Consider the following 16,007-nt stretch of genomic DNA (forward strand, 5'->3'; position numbering starts at 1 on the left):
CGGGGTTTTACGCTATGCTCTCCTTTTATCTCCCGACAGGAGGCGCACGATGACACCGATCACGCTGTACTCGGCCACTCCGGCCGCGATCTTGGCGCTGTATCGAGCCATTCCGGAGTTTGTTCCGCGCCATTCGCTGGCGGATATACAGCGGCGTCTTGCCGGCCGTCAGGCCTGTCTCCTGATCGCCCGCAGCGGAGGCTGCGACGTGGGATTTAAGGTGGGTTATGCGCTGGATGACCAGACGTTTTACAGCTGGCTTGGCGGCGTTTTACCCGGATGGCGGCGGAAAGGAATCGCTCAAATCCTATTGCGTGCGCAGCAGACGTGGGCGTTAAATCAAGGGTATCGGCGTATTGAGGTAAAAACCCGTAACGGCTTTTCCGCGATGCTGGTGATGTTGATAAATAATGGCTATCACATTATTCAGGTGCAGCCTCAGGACGAGGTTGTCGACTATCGTCTGCGTCTGGTCAGGGATCTGCGTGTAGATGCGGCGTAACATACGGTTACTTGCTTTTTGTTCCGCGATCGGGTGCGATGTGGAATTAGACCTTCGGACAACATAAGGAATTTCCATGGGTAATTTAGTGAAGTTGATCGGCGTCGGGCTGTTGGTTACCGGACTGGCCGCCTGCGATGGCAGCTCCACCGCGGAGACCAACGCACCGGCGCAGGGGGCGAGCGCGACTCAGCCCAGCGTGCCGGCGGGGGCCAAAGTCAGCCTGTTGGACGGTAAGATTGGCTTTACGCTGCCTGCGGGACTGAGCGATCAGACCAGCAAGCTGGGCTCACAGACCAACAATATGTCCGTGTATGCCAATAAAACCGGGCAGCAGGCGGTGATCGTCATTCTGGCGCCGATGCCGCAGGATAACCTGAATACCCTGTCGACCCGCCTGATTGACCAGCAGAAATCACGCGACGCCAGCCTGCAGCTGGTCTCGTCTGAGAGCGTTAAGCTGGGTGGAAAGGCGGTTGAGAAGGTCGTGAGTATGCAGCAGGCGAACGGTCACGCCATCTACTCCAGCATTATCCTCGCCCAGGTCGGCGATCAGCTGATGACCATGCAGATCTCCCTGCCGGGCGATAATCGTCAAGAGGCGGCGAATATCGCCAACGGTGTGCTCGATACCCTCTCCTTTGCCCAATAAGCGTAATCGGAGGGCCGATATGCTATCGGCTCTCCGCCGCGATCGGTGGCGCCTCTGCGACCAGCTGTCCGCTGACCATGCGTTGATGCAGCGTGTGTCCATGCCCGTCCTGCGCCTGCAGCGTCGCATCGACGCCTTGGCGGAACGGCGTGCCGGCCTGCAGCGGTGCGCGTAGCGTCAGCTGCAGATTAATGCCGCCCTGCAGCGCCGTCAGCGCAGGCCAGCCCCAGGCATCCAGCTGACTGACCGGTACGCCGCGCCCGTGGAGCGCCAGCGTTAATAGGCTGTCGCCCTGGCTCAGGGTCGCGCTGGCCTCCAGTAATCCCTTCTGTGAAATCGCGCTGAGATCGCTGACGCGGACGGTACCGCTGTCCGCCTGCAGCGTTGCCGACGGGCGGCGCAGATCCACCTTATTAAAAGTGGCCTCGCTGGCGTTGAACTGCATCTGTCCATGCCAGAGCCCCCAGCGGCGCTGGCGGGCGAGGGTGACATGGCTACCAAAGCCATCCAGTGCCGTTATCTGAAATGGAAAGTCGGGGTTAATATCGACCAACAGGGTACGGCTGAGAGAGAAACGCTGCAGCGTGATCTCCTGCAGCCAGGCGGGCAGCGGGCGCAGCCACAGCGTGCGCCAGGCGGTGGGCAGCGTGTACTCCAGGCCGACGATGGCTAAATCGTTGAGGGTCAGATGGCCGCTGTCACGCTGCCAGTCGCCGCTGGCGCGGAGCAGCGCATTGCTCCAGCGGGTGTTGAACTGGCGCAGCGTGATCCCCTGCGGCGTGAGGTCGGCGCTGAGCAGGGGATCGCTCAGATGCACCGCCCCGAGCACGATATCCGTCGCGTTGAAGGCCAGCGATCCCCGCTGGCTGTGCCAATGGCCATCGGTCAGAGAGACATTGCGCAGGGTGGCATCCAGCCCGCCCAGTGCCCAGTCCTTGCCCTCAAGGCTGGCGCCCAGCAGATCGAGTCGGACGAGCGTCAACGGCGGCAGGAGCTGTAGCGCGTGTAGAAACGGCCGCAGCGCCTGTGGGCTTTGCCAGTGGATCTGGCTCAGACGCAGGCTGTCGATACGCCATGTGCCATCGGCCTGGCGCAACGCCTGCGCCGTCATTTGCCCGTTGGCCACATCGGCGCCCAGGTTATTCAGCCACAGCTGACGATCCCGATACTCCCCCTGAACCAGTACGTTTTTGGCCGGAATATCGCCGATGCTCAGCGCCGCGGCGCTGAACTGAAAGTCGGCCTTGGCGCTGCCGGGACGCAGGGGAACGATGCCGCCGTCTACGTCGGAGGCCTGCAGGGGCCAGTCCGCGTGGGGCCAGCGGATCTGCATATCGTGCAGGCGCAGGGCGGCGGCGCTGATGGGGAGCGATGGTACAGCGTCCTGCGTCAGCGTCAGTTTGCCGCCGCTGAGGCCAATCGCGCTAAAGTGGCGCGGCTCGCTCAGTTGCTGCCAGCCGAAGGTCAGGCGCAGCGTCGCGGACTGGACCAGCGGGGGCTGACCGGCGCAGGCCAGGCTGAATCCGTTAACCTGTATCACCGTTGGCTGACGCAGGGTATGCTGCAGCGCGCTAAGCGTGATGCGGTAGTGGGTATGCTGGTTGACCCAGTCGCTTATCTGGCGGGCCCCCCAGCGGCTCTGTACGATAAAATAGGCTGCCGCCAGCGCCAGCAGGATCAGTACGCAGAGCGCCAGCAGCAGTTTCCCGATAACTTTCATGGTGACTCGTCCTTTCAGTGTTCCGGGGCGGCATACGCGGCCGTGTCCAGGAGGGCATCGATGCCGCTCAAAGGGCGGGATCTATCTGGCCCCGTTCACCGGGCACAGCCTAGTTTATGCCGTAATTATGTCCGAGGCTCAAGGGAAAGCGTCGTGAAAGGCGAAAGCGGGCCTGTTATCAAGCCCGCATAGCGGGGATCAGCGGTGAGTCTCGTGCGGGAAAATCAGATTCAGTACGATAGCGGTGATCCCGCCCGCCGCAATGCCGGAGGAGAGCAGGGTTTTCAGCCATTGAGGGGCGAACTGCAGGATTTCCGGCTGCTGCGATACGCCCAGTCCCACGGCCAGCGACAGCGCCATGATCATGATGGCGCGGCGGTTAAGCGGCTCACGCGAGACGATACGCACCCCTGAGGCGGCGATGGTGCCAAACATCACGATGGTAGCGCCGCCGAGCACCGGCTCGGGTATGTGCTGGACAAACCCGGCGACGGCGGGGAATAGGCCGAGCAGGACCAGCATCAGCGCGACCACGAAGCCGACCTTGCGGCTGGCGACGCCGGTCAGCTGGATCACGCCGTTATTTTGTCCGAAGCAGGAGTTGGGGAAGGTGTTGAAGACGGCGGAGAGCATCGAGTTGAGGCCATTCGCCAGTACCCCCCCTTTCAGCCGCTTCATATACAGCGGCCCAGAGACCGGCTGTTCTGAGACATCCGACGTCGCGGTGATATCTCCTATGGTCTCCAGCGAGGTCACCATAAACACCAGCATCAGCGGTATCAGCAGATTCCAGTCGATCCCCAGGCCGTAGTACAGCGGAGTCGGTATTGTGACCAGCGGCGCCGTATTCGGCTGTGCGGCGGACGCCGGCAGCATGTCCATCAGCCAGGCCAGTCCATAGCCGACGGCCATCGCGATCACCAGCGAGGCGACGCGCAGGTAGGGATTGCGCTGGCGGTTGAGCAGGATGATCACCAGCAGCACCGCCCCGGCCAGCAGCAGATTCCGCGGCGCGCCGAAGCTGTGATCGCCCATTGCGCTATAGCCACCGCCGATGGAGATCAGACCGACCTGGATCAGCGACAGCCCGATGATCATCACGACGATGCCGGAGACCAGCGGGGTGATGATGCGGCGCGCCAGATGCAGGAAGCGTGACAGGATAATCTCTGTGCAGGAGGCCAGCATCAGGGTGCCAAACAGCGTCGCCATCATGGTAGGAATATCGGCGCCGCCGTTTTTTAGCGCCATACCGCCCATGATCAGCGGCGTGACAAAGTTAAAGCTGGTGCCCTGAATCGACAGCAGGCCAGAGCCGACGGGGCCCCAGGTTTTGATCTGGAGCAGGGAGGCGAGCCCAGAGGCGAACAGCGACATGCTGATGATGTGCTGGGTATCCTGCGCCGGCAGACCGAGCGCCTGACAGATCAACAGGGCCGGGGTGATGACGGCGACGAACATCGCTAACAGATGTTGGCAGGCGGCAAACAGGGTCTGCGCCAGCGGCGGGCAGTCATCCAGGCGATAGATCAGTTCGCTGCTGGTCGCCGGGGGCGTAGCCGGTTGGGCCATCGGATCGAGGTCGGTCGTTTGAGTGGTCATGTGTGCGGGCATCCAGGATCAACAATGGGCGCATTTTAATGATCTTTGCCACAAAAGCAATCGTTTGCGTTGAGTGTGTTGCCACTTTTTTGTGGCTTTTATTCCGCGTAGTTTTTTCGATAAAAGCTTGCCGCACTACAACCTTTGTCATTAAATTGTCAGGTTACTGAGCTGCGAAAAAACGGTGAAATTATATAACTTTCTGAAATATAAAAATTATATGGAGTACCTGAATGTATCATTTGGATATTTATGGCACGTTGGTTGCCGCGACGCTGGTGCTGCTGTTGGGGCGCCAGATGGTGCAAAAAATACCTCTGTTGACCAAATACACCATTCCTGAACCCGTAGCCGGCGGGCTATTGGTTGCCCTGGCCCTGCTAATCCTGAAAAAAAGCATCGGTTTTGAAGTCGACTTCGACATGTCGTTGAAGGATCCGTTGATGCTGGCTTTCTTTGCCACCATTGGTCTGAATGCCAACCTGGCCAGCCTACGCGCCGGGGGCAAGGCGCTGAGTATTTTCCTGTTTGTGGTGGTTGGGCTGCTGATCGTACAGAACGCCATCGGGATCAGCATGGCGAAACTGATGGGGCTGGATCCGCTGATGGGACTGTTGGCAGGCTCTATAACGCTGTCCGGCGGCCACGGTACCGGCGCGGCCTGGAGCAAGCTGTTTATTGAGCGCTACGGTTTTCAGAATGCGACCGAAGTGGCGATGGCCTGCGCGACCTTCGGGCTGGTGCTGGGCGGCCTGATCGGCGGTCCGGTCGCGCGCTACCTGGTTAAGCACTCTTCGACGCCGGACGGCACGCCGGATGACAACGCGGTGCCCAGCGCCTTTGAGAAGCCGCAGAGTGGGCGCATGATCACCTCGCTGGTGCTGATTGAAACCCTGGCGCTGATCGTCATCTGCCTGACGGTCGGCCAGCTGATCGCCGGGTGGCTGCGCGGCTCGGCGCTGGAGCTGCCGACCTTCGTCTGCGTGCTGTTTGTCGGGGTTATCTTAAGCAATACTCTGTCAAAAATCGGCTTTTATCAGGTGTTCGAGCGCGCCGTCTCGGTATTGGGCAACGTCAGCCTGTCGCTGTTCCTGGCGATGGCGCTGATGAGCCTGAAGTTGTGGGAGCTGGCCTCGCTGGCGTTGCCGATGCTGGCGATCCTGGCTGTGCAGACGCTGGTGATGGCGCTGTACGCCATTTTCGTCACCTATCGGGTGATGGGAAAGAACTACGACGCGGCGGTTCTGGCGGCGGGGCACTGTGGTTTTGGGCTAGGCGCTACGCCGACGGCCATCGCCAACATGCAGGCCATCACCGAGCGCTTTGGCCCTTCCCATTTGGCGTTCTTGGTGGTGCCGATGGTCGGCGCCTTCTTTATCGATATTGCCAACGCCATCATTATTAAGCTGTATTTAATGCTGCCGCTGTTTGCACAGGCGATCGGCTAAGGCGGATCGGCGCAGCTCAGGCGTTGGAGTAGCGGCTGCCGGCGGGCAGCCAGCGTTCGATCAGGGCGCGGGCGTGCTGTGGATAGGCGCTGTGCAGATGGCGAGCGATACGCTGGACTTCGGGTATCAGTGCCTGATCGCGCAGCAGGTCAGCGACGCGGAATTCGGCGTTGCCGGTCTGGCGGGTGCCCAACATCTCGCCGGGGCCGCGGATCTCCAGATCGCGCTGGGCAATAACAAAACCATCATTGCTGTCGCGCAGCACCTGCAGGCGCCGCTGCGCCGTCTGGCTCAGCGGCGCCTTGTATAGCAAAACACAGTGGGAGGCGATCGCACCACGCCCGACGCGTCCACGCAGCTGGTGCAGCTGCGCCAGTCCCAGCCGCTCGGGGTTTTCAATGATCATCAGGCTGGCGTTAGGGACATCGACCCCGACCTCGATCACCGTGGTGGCCACCAGCAGATCGACCTCGCCCGCCTTGAATTGCGCCATGACCCGCTGTTTATCCGCCGCCTTCATCCGGCCATGCACCAGCGCAATACGTAGCTCTGGAAGCTGCTGAATAAGGGCCTCAGCCGTAGCTTCGGCCGCCTGGGCCTCCAGGAGATCGGACTCTTCAATCAGGGTGCAGACCCAGTAGGCCTGGCGCTTCTCCTCCAGACAGGCGTGCCGTACCCGATCCAGGATCTGCTGGCGTCGAGTATCGGCGATGGCCACGGTGGTGACCGGAGTTCGTCCCGGCGGTAGCTCATCGATGACCGAGGTATCCAGATCGGCATAGGCGGTCATCGCCAGGGTGCGCGGGATCGGGGTGGCGGTCATGATCAGCTGGTGCGGGTGGAACCCCTGCGCCTCGCCCTTTTCCCACAGGGCCAGCCGCTGATGCACCCCAAAGCGGTGCTGCTCGTCGATAATAACCAGGGCCAGACCGGCAAACTGCACCTGCTCCTGAAACAGGGCGTGGGTCCCGACCACCATGTTTACCTCGCCGGCGGCAATGGCCGCCATCTGTGTCTGGCGCGCCTTGCCCTTCTGTTTCCCGGCCAGCCAGCCAACGCTTAAGCCCAGCGGGGCGAACCACTGGCGGAAGGTGGCGGCATGCTGTTCAGCCAGCAGCTCGGTGGGCGCCATCAGCGCCACCTGGTGGCCATGGGCGATGGCGCGCAGCGCCGCCAGGGCGGCGACCAGGGTTTTACCGCAGCCGACGTCGCCCTGTACCAGGCGCATCATCGGCACGCTTTTGGCCATGTCCGCCTCAATATCGCTCAGTACCCGCCGCTGGGCGGCGGTGGGGGTAAAGGGTAGCGCCGCGAGAAAACGGTGTTTGAGATGGTCATCGGTTGCCAAGGCTAGCGCGCGATGGCGCTGATTGCCGGCGCGCACCGCCAGCATGCTGAGGTGATGCGCCAGGAGCTCTTCCAGAATCAGGCGCCGCTGGGCGGGATGGCACCCCTGTGCCAGATCCTCTTGATGGATGTCCGGCGGTGGGCGGTGCAGGGTGCGCAGCGCATCGGGCAGGCTAAGGAGTCCTTGCTTTAGGGTATCGGGCAGCAGCTCCGGGATAGGGGTGATATCGAGCAGCGCCAGCGCCTGATCGCTCAGCTTGCGCAGCGTGGCCTGGCGGACGCCTTCGGTGGTCGGATAGACCGGCGTCAGCGCCTCCTGCAGCGCCGGTGTGGCGTCGTCACCCTGTATACGGTATTCGGGATGGATTATCTCTGCGCCGTGGTGTCCGCGCTTGATCTCGCCGTAGGCCAGCACCCGTTTACCCGGCGCGAGGCTATTCTTCATGGCGGCGCTGAAGTTGAAAAAGCGCAGGGTCAGCAGGCCTGAGCCATCGCTGATTTGGCTGGTCAGCATGCGACGGCGCCCAAAGGCGACGTCGGTACGCAGGACCTCGCCCTCCACCGTCACCGTGATCCCGGGCTGCAGCTCACCGATGCGATACAGGCGGGTGCGATCTTCGTAGCGCAGCGGTAGATGCAACAACAGATCCTGTATGGTGACCAGCCCGAGCTTGGCCAGCTTTCCCGCCTGGCTGGCGCCGACGCCGGAGAGCGAGGTCAGCGGAACGGCATCGAGCAGCTGGCCTTGCATATCAGCTCCGGGCGGCCTGCATGGCGTCCCACCAGGCCTGGGGGGCGTCGATCTGCCCATCGTCGCCGATGCGCGGACGCGCCAGGCCCTTGCGCCGGGCGACGCTGGCTAAGACCGGATAGCCGCCTTCCCACAGCAGGCGCTGCTGCTCCTCTTCGCTCAGAGAGGGCTGGCTGCGGCCATACATGCCGGCCTGCTGGCGCTGACGCTGTGCCTCATACAGGATCAGCGCGCTGGCGACGGAGACATTGAGCGACTGCACCATGCCGACCATCGGAATGATGATATCGCGATCGGCCAGCTGCAATGCTTCGGCGCTGATGCCGCGTTTTTCCTGTCCCATCAGGATGCAGGTCGGTCGGGTGTAGTCTATCTCGCGAAAATCAACGGCGGTGGCTGAGAGGTTGGTGGCCAGGATCTGCATGCCCTGACCTTTCAGCTCGCCGACGGCGGTGGCAATATCTCGGTGGGTTTTAACGCTGACCCAGCTGTTGCTGCCGGCGGCGGTGGAGACCAGGGTGCGCATGCTTTTGCCCGGCCAGACGGCGTGGACCTGATGGACGCCGACGGCGTCTGCGGTGCGGATCACGGCGGAGACGTTGTGCGGTTTGTGAACCTGCTCCATGCAGACCGTCAGATCCGGCTGGCGTGCCGCCATCATCTGACAGATCCGCGCATAGCGTTGTGGGGTCATGGCGGTTAGTTTCTGTTTCGGGTGACTTTAATGACATCCGGCATGATGCGGATTTTGCGCATGATATTGGCCAGATGCACGCGATCGCGGGTGGTCAGGCGAATATAAACGGAGTAGACGCGCCCGTCTTTCTCTTCGGTGTTCATGCTCTGAATATTGGAGGCCGTCGCGTTGATCGCCGCCGTCAGGTTGGCCAGCGCCCCCTGGTGGTTGAACATATCAACCTTAATTTCGGCGATAAACTCTTGATCGATTTCCTTATCCCACTCCACCGGCATGAACTTTTCCGGCTCTTTCTGATAGCCGCGGATGTTACGGCAGGACTCATGGTGAATAACCAGGCCTTTGCCGGGGCTGACGTGGGCGATGATCGGATCGCCAGGAATGGGGCGGCAGCACTTGGCAAAGGTCAGCAGCACGCCATCGGCGCCCTTGATCGGCAGCTTACGGCCGCCCGGCGGCGTATCCTGTTCACCCAGCAGATTGCGCGCCACCACGACGCTCATCGCGTTGCCCAGCCCGATCTCCGCCAAGAGGTCGTCCAGCGACTGCAGCTTCATGCGCTCCAGCTCGCGCTGGATGTTGGGCGCAGGAATACTGGCCAGCTTGCGGCCGTTGCCCAGCGCGTGGGTCAACAGGCGGCGCCCCAGGCTAACGGAGTCATCGCGCTTGAGGTTTTTCAGCATTTGGCGGATCTTGGCCCGCGCCTTAGAGCTGACCACAAAGTTCAGCCAGGCGGCGTTGGGTCTGGCGCCTGGCGCGGTGATCACTTCTATGGTTTGGCCGCTGCTCAGGGCCTGAGACAGCGGGTAGGGTTGGCGATCGACGCGGGCGCCGACGCAGGCGTGGCCGATGTCGGTATGCACCGCATAGGCGAAGTCGACCGGCGTGGCGCCGGCCGGCAGTTCGACGATGCGCCCTTCGGGGGTAAAAACGTAGATTTCGTCGGGGAACAGATCCGACTTTACGCTTTCGATGAATTCAAAGGAGTTTCCGGCGCTCTGCTGCAGCTCCAGCAGGCTCTGCATCCAGCGCTGGGCACGGATCTGGGCGGTGGTGCTCGACTCGCCCTCTTTATACGCCCAGTGGGCGGCGACCCCCATCTCGGCCATCTGATCCATATCTTCGGTGCGGATCTGTACCTCGACCGGCACGCCGTGCGGCCCGATCAGCGAGGTGTGCAGCGACTGGTAGCCGTTAGCCTTGGGAATGGCGATGTAATCCTTCACCCGCCCCGGGCGCGGTTTGTACAGACTGTGCACCTGGCCGAGCACCCGATAGCAGGTATCCACGTCCTTGACGATGACGCGAAAGGCGTAGATATCCATGATGGAGTGGAAGCGCTGCTCTTTGAGGTGCATCTTGCGGTAGATGGAGTAGAGGTGTTTCTCACGGCCGTTGACCTGGCAGGCCATGCCGGCCTCGGTCAGGCGCCCGTCGATCTCCGCCAGGATTTTTTGGATCATCTCCTTGCGGTTGCCGCGCGCGGCCTTCACCACCTCTTTGATCACCCGGTAACGATTGGGATACAGGGCCTCAAAGCCCAGCTCTTCCAGCTCGGTTTTCAGGTGATGAATACCCAGGCGGTGAGCCAGCGGGCTGTAGATCTCCAGGGTTTCACGCGCGATGCGGCGACGTTTGTCGGGACGCAGCGAACCCAGGGTACGCATATTGTGGGTGCGATCGGCCAGCTTGATCAGAATGACGCGGATGTCCTGCACCATCGCCATGATCATCTTGCGGAAGTTTTCCGCCTGGGCCTCTTTTTTATCGCGAAACTTCAGCTTGTCGAGCTTGGATACCCCCTCCACCAGTTCGGCGACGCTCTTGCCGAACAGCTGTTCCATATCCTGGTAGGTAGCGGGGGTATCTTCGATGACGTCGTGTAACAGGGCGGCCATCAGCGTCTCATAGTCGAGACGCATTTCGGCCAGAATGCAGGCCACCGCGACCGGGTGGGTGATATAGGGCTCACCGCTGGAGCGCGTTTGTCCCTCGTGCGCATCGCGCGCGACCAGATAGGCCTGCTTCAGGCGTTTGATCTGCTCTTCCGGCAGGTATTTTTGAATCAGGAGATTCAGACTTTCAAACAGATACAAAGGCTGCCCTTGAGGTTAATTAACGACGACCTTCCGCAATGGCGGTTACCGCCTGCAGCTCGGCAGCTTCCTGCTCCTGCTGCTCCTGACGCTCACGCACGTCGAGGATCTGGTTATTGATCAGACCTTCTTCGATTTCGCGCAGGGCGATAACCGTGGTCTTATCGTTCTCTTCCGGAACCAGCGGCTCTTTGCCGCCCGTCTGCATCTGGCGCGCGCGACGGGCTGCGACCAACACCAGGTCAAAACGGTTACCAATTTTCTCTACAGCGTCTTGAACAGTTACGCGTGCCATAAAAGTGCTACTCCACAGGTGAAGAAATGACTGGGCATGATACTGAAACTGGGCTCAGTCTGCCAATAATTTGCTGATTAAAGCATCATGACGCAGCTGCTGACGCTCGCGGCGCAGGCGTTCGGCGCGGATGATTGTGCGCAGATCCTGCAGCGCGACGTCGAAGTCGTCGTTGATGATGAGGTAGTCGTACTCACTATAGTGCGACATTTCGCTGACCGCCTTGGCCATACGCCCGGCGATGACGTCATCGCTGTCCTGGCCGCGGCCGTGCAGACGGCGCGCCAGCTCCTCGCGCGACGGCGGCAGAATGAAGATGCTGCGGGCCTGCGGCATCTTGCTGCGCACCTGGCGGGCGCCCTGCCAGTCGATATCGAGGAAAACATCGATCCCCTGCGCCAGAACCTTTTCAATCGCCTGACGCGAGGTGCCATAGTAGTTGCCAAAAACTTCGGCGTGCTCCAGGAAATCATCGCGGGCGATCATTGCCTTGAACTCGTCCACAGAGACAAAGTAGTAATGCTCACCGTGCTGTTCGCCCGGACGGCTGGCGCGCGTGGTGTGCGAGACGGAAACCCGGGAGTCGTAGGTCGGCTGCGTTTTCAGCAGGGCCTGGATCAGGCTGGATTTGCCAGCGCCGCTCGGCGCGGAAACGATATAGAGCGTACCTTGTACCATGTGTATGTCTTATCAGCGTGTAAAAGAGCGAAATATAGCAATATATCCGCTCATTATACACGGCTCCGCCGCCGGTTGCAGCGCTCTCGTTGCGCCGACGCAGATTTCACGCCGCTCGGACTATTCGCGCTCCGGCTGTTTATAGTCGAAAACCGGCAGGCTCAGATGGAAGCGCAGCGCCAGCAGACGGGCGCTAAAGCCGGCCACCAGGGTGATGATCACCGTGAGATCCTGCGGTACCTGCAGGTATAGCAGTCCCAGATAGAGCCAGGCGGCGGCAAACGAGATCCCTGCGTACAGCTCTTTCTGAAAGACGAGGGGGATCTGATTGCAGAACAGATCGCGCAGAACGCCGCCGAACACCCCGGTGACGACGGCGGCGATGACCGCGACGATAGGGCCATGCCCCATCTCCAGCGCGACCTGGGCTCCGATGATGGAAAAGACGATCAGGCCGACGGCGTCGAGCAGCAGAAATAGGCGACGCAGATGCGACATCAGCGGCGCCACCCAGGTGGTCAGCACGGCGGCACAGGCGACGATCACAATGTTTTCCGGGTGTTTGACCCAGCTCAGCGGGTAGTGCCCCAGCAGCATATCGCGTACCGAGCCGCCGCCGATGGCGGTGGCCGAAGCGATGATGATCACCCCGAAGGTGTCCATTTGGCGACGTCCCGCCGCCAGCGCGCCGGTCATCGCCTCTGCGGTAATGCCGACAATATAGAGAATGCTCAGTAACATAATGGGTATGCTCGTCCGTAAAGCCAGGGAAGAGGTCGAAAGTGGGCAGGATAGTCAGCCTGGGCGGGCTGCGCGACTGAGTTTTTCTAAGGTATGCCGTTTCGAATTAATTTTTCTAATGTATATATGCCTTATTTGTGGCTTTGATTGCGTATTTTATATTTGATATAGATTAGTTTTTTTAGTGGTTAACTGGCGAGGGTGAGCCACGCCGCCGGAGGTGGGCCGCGGCAGCGCGTTGGTCACAATAGAAAAAAAGCCATTTCAACAATGGCTTTTTAGCATGCTTCAGCGGGGCGGACGCATCGTCCGCCGGCCGCTTACTCGATGTTCTGGATCTGCTCGCGCATCTGCTCAATCAGCACCTTCAGCTCAATGGCAGAGGCGGTGATATCGGCGTTGATCGACTTGGACGCCAGGGTGTTCGACTCGCGGTTGAACTCCTGCATCATAAAGTCCAGGCGGCGGCCGACGGCCTCTTTCTTCTTCAGGATGACGTAGGTTTCTTTCACGTGGGCATCCAGGCGATCCAGCTCTTCGGCCACGTCGATACGCTGAGCCATCAGCACCAGCTCCTGCTCCAGACGGTTGTTTTCCAACTGTACCTGGGCTTCCTCCAGCTTGCTGACCAGACGCTCGCGCTGCCACTGCAGGATTTCCGGCATCCGGCTGCGCACCTTGGCCACCTCCGCGGATACGGCCTCCAGACGCTGTTCGATCAGCTGCTTCAGGGCGCTGCCCTCACGCTCGCGCGCGTCGATAAAGTCGTCGATGGTGCCGTCCAGCGCGGCGAGCAGCTCGCTGCCGATGGCGTCCAGATCCTGCTCGGCGGCCGCCATCACACCGGGCCAGCGCAGGACGTCCAGCGGGTTGATTTCACCCTCGTCGCTCTGCAGTTTGACCCAGTTAGCGGCATCGACCAGCTGTTTAGCCAGGCTTTCGTTGAGGATCAAGGCGCTCTGGGCGCTCGGATCCAGTTCGAAGCGCAGGTTGCACTCGACCTTGCCACGGGTCAGGCGGGTGCGCAGGCGCTCACGGATCACCGGCTCCAGACTGCGGAACTGCTCCGGAAGACGGATATAGGTTTCCAGATAGCGCTGGTTTACTGAGCGCAGCTCCCAGGCTGCGCTGCCCCAGTTACCCTTGACTTCGCGTCGGGCGTAAGCGGTCATGCTACGGATCATAGTGCCTGCCTATTACTAAAACGGTGTGTGTTGTCGGGATTATAGCCCCGCGGCGTCCTGCGTGATAGGCATAAGCAGATGAAGGCCGTATAATGCGCAGCCGATGACTGAATTACCTGCGGAGATGAGCTTATGCGTCCTGAAGGCCGAGCTGCCGGACAGATCCGTCCACTGCGTTTGACCCGTCACTATACCAAGCATGCGGAAGGGTCCGTGCTGGTGGAGTTTGGCGATACCAAAGTGCTGTGTACCGCCAGCGTTGATGAAGGGGTGCCGCGCTTTTTAAAAGGCCAGGGACAGGGGTGGGTCACCGCAGAATACGGCATGTTGCCGCGTTCTACCCATAGCCGCATGGCGCGCGAGGCGGCCAAGGGCAAGCAGGGTGGCCGTACCATGGAGATCCAGCGGCTGATCGCTCGCTCGCTGCGGGCGGCGGTAGATCTGAAGAAGCTGGGCGAGTTTACCATCACCCTGGACTGCGATGTGATTCAGGCGGACGGCGGAACCCGTACGGCGTCGATCACCGGAGCCTGTGTGGCGTTGGCCGATGCGCTGGGCGCGCTGGTGGCCGCCGGTAAGCTGAAGGAGAGCCCGCTGAAGGGCATGGTGGCCGCCGTTTCGGTGGGGATCGTGGCCGGCGAGGCGGTGTGCGATCTGGAGTATGTGGAAGACTCCGCCGCGGAAACCGATATGAACGTGGTGATGATGGAGGACGGTCGGATGATCGAGGTGCAGGGCACCGCCGAAGGCGAACCGTTCAGCCATGAAGAGCTCTTGACGTTGCTGGCGCTGGCCAGAGACGGCATAGGACAGATTATCCAGGCGCAGAAGACGGCGCTGGAGCAGTGATTTTTAGGCGACTGAATAAGTCGCCTTTTTTTTGCCCGCGGGGTGGGCATCCGTCGCGTTAACAGACTTTGAAGGAGAAAAGTATGAAGGCCTATCAGCGCCGTTTTATTGAATTCGCACTCAGCAAGCAGGTGCTAAAGTTTGGCGAGTTTACGCTGAAGTCCGGGCGCACCAGCCCCTATTTCTTTAACGCCGGCCTGTTTAACACCGGGCGAGATCTGGCGCTGCTGGGGCGTTTCTATGCGGAGGCCCTGGTGGACAGCGGGATTGCGTTTGACGTGCTGTTCGGGCCAGCCTACAAAGGGATCCCGATTGCGACCACAACGGCGGTGGCCCTGGCTGAGCACCACGATCGGGATATGCCTTACTGCTTTAACCGTAAAGAGGCCAAGGATCACGGTGAAGGCGGCACGCTGGTAGGCAGTGCGCTGGCCGGGCGGGTGATGCTGGTGGACGATGTGATCACTGCCGGTACCGCGATTCGCGAGTCGATGTCGATTATCCAGGCCAACGGGGCGGCGCTGGCCGGCGTGCTGATCTCTCTTGATCGTCAGGAGCGTGGCCGCGGCGAACTGTCGGCGATCCAGGAGGTGGAGCGCGACTACGGCTGCCGGGTGATTTCAATCATCACCTTAGGCGATCTGATCCACTATCTGGAAGAGCAGCCGGAGATGGCGCAGCATCTGGCGGCAGTCAAGGCGTATCGCGCCCGGTACGGGGTGTGAGTTGCCGATGGCCGCCGTCCGGCGGCCATCGTTGGGAGTCACTGCAGCTGGCAGGCCAGGAGTGGCCAGCGTGTCTCGAACTCCTGCGTGGGGCGGTAGCGGAACTCTGACCGCACGAAGCGCGATAGCATACCTTCGCAAAACGCCAGAAGCTGGCTGGCCAGCAGCGTTTCGTCGTGTTCAAAGCCGCTGCCTTCGCGCAGCCGGCGCTCTTTTAAGACCTGTCTAAGCTGGGCCTCAATGCGCTCGAACAGCTGGTTGATCCGCCCCTGTAGGCGATCCTGCTCAAACATCAGGGCATGGCCGGTCATAATCCGGGTTAACCCAGGATTGCGTTCGGCAAAGCCCAGGATCAGCAGCAGAATAAGACGAAGCCGATTGAAGGTGTCTTTTTCATCCTGCAGTATAAGATTGATGCGCGATGTCAGCGTGTCCTCGATAAACTCGATAAGACTGTCGAACATCCGCGTTTTACTGGGAAAATGGCGATAGAGTGCGGCTTCTGAAACGCCGACGTTCGCCGCCAGTTTTGCTGTCGTGATGCGTTGACTACCGTCGCTGGACTCCAGCATCTGCGCCAGCGCCTGTAAAATCTCTTCGCGACGGTTCCTTTTCGTATTTTCTTTTTCTGCCATGCCTGACAAGACCCTTGCTAAACGGCGAAAACGGATTTCCCACAACAGACACCGCCGCAACTGGGTGCGACGGTGATTAGGCTTG

15 protein-coding genes are annotated in these 16,007 nt (G+C 60.8%); 5 read left to right on the plus strand and 10 right to left on the minus strand.

The features are described from left to right. The first annotated feature begins 49 nt into the window (after positions 1–49). Positions 50–502: a GNAT family N-acetyltransferase gene (locus tag ETEE_RS08075; protein ID WP_034164485.1), complete on the plus strand. Its 453-nt coding sequence runs from the start codon at positions 50–52 to the stop codon at positions 500–502. Positions 503–578: 76 nt separating this feature from the next. Further along, a complete protein-coding gene (locus tag ETEE_RS08080) occupies positions 579–1,154 on the plus strand; it encodes a DcrB family lipoprotein (RefSeq protein ID WP_034164486.1) in 576 nt (191 codons plus the stop codon). Positions 1,155–1,176: 22 nt separating this feature from the next. On the opposite strand, the gene ETEE_RS08085 is transcribed toward ETEE_RS08080, so the two are convergent. Together ETEE_RS08085 and ETEE_RS08090 are read right to left on the minus strand one after the other, a co-directional pair. After that, a complete protein-coding gene (locus ETEE_RS08085; RefSeq protein ID WP_034164487.1) occupies positions 1,177–2,874 on the minus strand; it encodes an AsmA family protein in 1,698 nt (565 codons plus the stop codon). A 198-nt stretch (positions 2,875–3,072) separates the two neighbouring features. Then, positions 3,073–4,476 (minus strand): nucleobase:cation symporter-2 family protein, encoded by a 1,404-nt coding sequence (locus ETEE_RS08090; protein ID WP_034164488.1) that lies wholly within the window; start codon positions 4,474–4,476, stop codon positions 3,073–3,075. Between the two features lie 233 nt (positions 4,477–4,709). Here ETEE_RS08090 and gltS point away from each other — a divergent pair, with 233 nt between their 5' ends. Further along, entirely contained in the window at positions 4,710–5,924 is a 1,215-nt protein-coding gene (gene gltS / locus ETEE_RS08095) for a sodium/glutamate symporter (RefSeq protein ID WP_012846909.1), read from the plus strand. 16 nt (positions 5,925–5,940) lie between these two features. Here the strand turns inward: gltS and recG are convergent, their stop codons facing one another. From recG to ETEE_RS08130, 7 genes are all read right to left on the minus strand, one after another. Further along, a complete protein-coding gene (recG, locus tag ETEE_RS08100; RefSeq protein WP_034164489.1) occupies positions 5,941–8,022 on the minus strand; it encodes an ATP-dependent DNA helicase RecG in 2,082 nt (693 codons plus the stop codon). Position 8,023: 1 nt separating this feature from the next. Continuing rightward, a complete protein-coding gene (trmH, locus tag ETEE_RS08105) occupies positions 8,024–8,716 on the minus strand; it encodes a tRNA (guanosine(18)-2'-O)-methyltransferase TrmH (RefSeq protein ID WP_034164490.1) in 693 nt (230 codons plus the stop codon). Positions 8,717–8,721: 5 nt separating this feature from the next. Then, positions 8,722–10,815 (minus strand): bifunctional GTP diphosphokinase/guanosine-3',5'-bis pyrophosphate 3'-pyrophosphohydrolase, encoded by a 2,094-nt coding sequence (gene spoT, locus ETEE_RS08110; protein ID WP_012846912.1) that lies wholly within the window; start codon positions 10,813–10,815, stop codon positions 8,722–8,724. Between the two features lie 19 nt (positions 10,816–10,834). Next, positions 10,835–11,110 carry a DNA-directed RNA polymerase subunit omega gene (gene rpoZ / locus ETEE_RS08115; protein ID WP_005291030.1) on the minus strand — a complete coding sequence of 92 codons (276 nt, stop codon included), beginning with the start codon at positions 11,108–11,110 and terminating at the stop codon, positions 10,835–10,837. A 54-nt stretch (positions 11,111–11,164) separates the two neighbouring features. After that, a complete protein-coding gene (gene gmk / locus ETEE_RS08120; protein WP_012846913.1) occupies positions 11,165–11,788 on the minus strand; it encodes a guanylate kinase in 624 nt (207 codons plus the stop codon). A gap of 120 nt (positions 11,789–11,908) precedes the next feature. Continuing rightward, positions 11,909–12,529 (minus strand): trimeric intracellular cation channel family protein, encoded by a 621-nt coding sequence (locus ETEE_RS08125; protein ID WP_012846914.1) that lies wholly within the window; start codon positions 12,527–12,529, stop codon positions 11,909–11,911. A gap of 320 nt (positions 12,530–12,849) precedes the next feature. Further along, positions 12,850–13,713: a YicC/YloC family endoribonuclease gene (locus ETEE_RS08130; RefSeq protein WP_012846942.1), complete on the minus strand. Its 864-nt coding sequence runs from the start codon at positions 13,711–13,713 to the stop codon at positions 12,850–12,852. A gap of 132 nt (positions 13,714–13,845) precedes the next feature. Here ETEE_RS08130 and rph point away from each other — a divergent pair, with 132 nt between their 5' ends. Together rph and pyrE are read left to right on the plus strand one after the other, a co-directional pair. Next, positions 13,846–14,562: a ribonuclease PH gene (gene rph / locus ETEE_RS08135; RefSeq protein WP_015460655.1), complete on the plus strand. Its 717-nt coding sequence runs from the start codon at positions 13,846–13,848 to the stop codon at positions 14,560–14,562. Between the two features lie 83 nt (positions 14,563–14,645). After that, entirely contained in the window at positions 14,646–15,287 is a 642-nt protein-coding gene (gene pyrE, locus ETEE_RS08140) for an orotate phosphoribosyltransferase (RefSeq protein WP_034164491.1), read from the plus strand. A gap of 38 nt (positions 15,288–15,325) precedes the next feature. On the opposite strand, the gene slmA is transcribed toward pyrE, so the two are convergent. Next, entirely contained in the window at positions 15,326–15,922 is a 597-nt protein-coding gene (slmA, locus tag ETEE_RS08145; RefSeq protein ID WP_034164492.1) for a nucleoid occlusion factor SlmA, read from the minus strand. Between the last annotated feature and the right edge of the window lie 85 nt (positions 15,923–16,007).

The sequence above is a fragment of the Edwardsiella anguillarum ET080813 genome, from assembly GCF_000264765.2.
Classification (GTDB): Bacteria; Pseudomonadota; Gammaproteobacteria; order Enterobacterales; family Enterobacteriaceae; genus Edwardsiella; species Edwardsiella anguillarum.

Excerpts from the sequence above, each read along its gene's own strand:
- pyrE (WP_034164491.1), top strand. The coding sequence starts at position 14,646 with ATGAAGGCCTATCAGCGCCGTTTTATTGAATTCGCACTCAGCAAGCAG.
- ETEE_RS08075 (WP_034164485.1), top strand. The coding sequence starts at position 50 with ATGACACCGATCACGCTGTACTCGGCCACTCCGGCCGCGATCTTGGCG.
- ETEE_RS08090 (WP_034164488.1), bottom strand. The coding sequence starts at position 4,476 with ATGACCACTCAAACGACCGACCTCGATCCGATGGCCCAACCGGCTACG.
- recG (WP_034164489.1), bottom strand. The coding sequence starts at position 8,022 with ATGCAAGGCCAGCTGCTCGATGCCGTTCCGCTGACCTCGCTCTCCGGC.
- ETEE_RS08080 (WP_034164486.1), top strand. The coding sequence starts at position 579 with ATGGGTAATTTAGTGAAGTTGATCGGCGTCGGGCTGTTGGTTACCGGA.
- ETEE_RS08085 (WP_034164487.1), bottom strand. The coding sequence starts at position 2,874 with ATGAAAGTTATCGGGAAACTGCTGCTGGCGCTCTGCGTACTGATCCTG.
- trmH (WP_034164490.1), bottom strand. The coding sequence starts at position 8,716 with ATGACCCCACAACGCTATGCGCGGATCTGTCAGATGATGGCGGCACGC.
- rpoZ (WP_005291030.1), bottom strand. The coding sequence starts at position 11,110 with ATGGCACGCGTAACTGTTCAAGACGCTGTAGAGAAAATTGGTAACCGT.
- ETEE_RS08130 (WP_012846942.1), bottom strand. The coding sequence starts at position 13,713 with ATGATCCGTAGCATGACCGCTTACGCCCGACGCGAAGTCAAGGGTAAC.
- ETEE_RS08125 (WP_012846914.1), bottom strand. The coding sequence starts at position 12,529 with ATGTTACTGAGCATTCTCTATATTGTCGGCATTACCGCAGAGGCGATG.
- slmA (WP_034164492.1), bottom strand. The coding sequence starts at position 15,922 with ATGGCAGAAAAAGAAAATACGAAAAGGAACCGTCGCGAAGAGATTTTA.
- rph (WP_015460655.1), top strand. The coding sequence starts at position 13,846 with ATGCGTCCTGAAGGCCGAGCTGCCGGACAGATCCGTCCACTGCGTTTG.
- gltS (WP_012846909.1), top strand. The coding sequence starts at position 4,710 with ATGTATCATTTGGATATTTATGGCACGTTGGTTGCCGCGACGCTGGTG.
- gmk (WP_012846913.1), bottom strand. The coding sequence starts at position 11,788 with ATGGTACAAGGTACGCTCTATATCGTTTCCGCGCCGAGCGGCGCTGGC.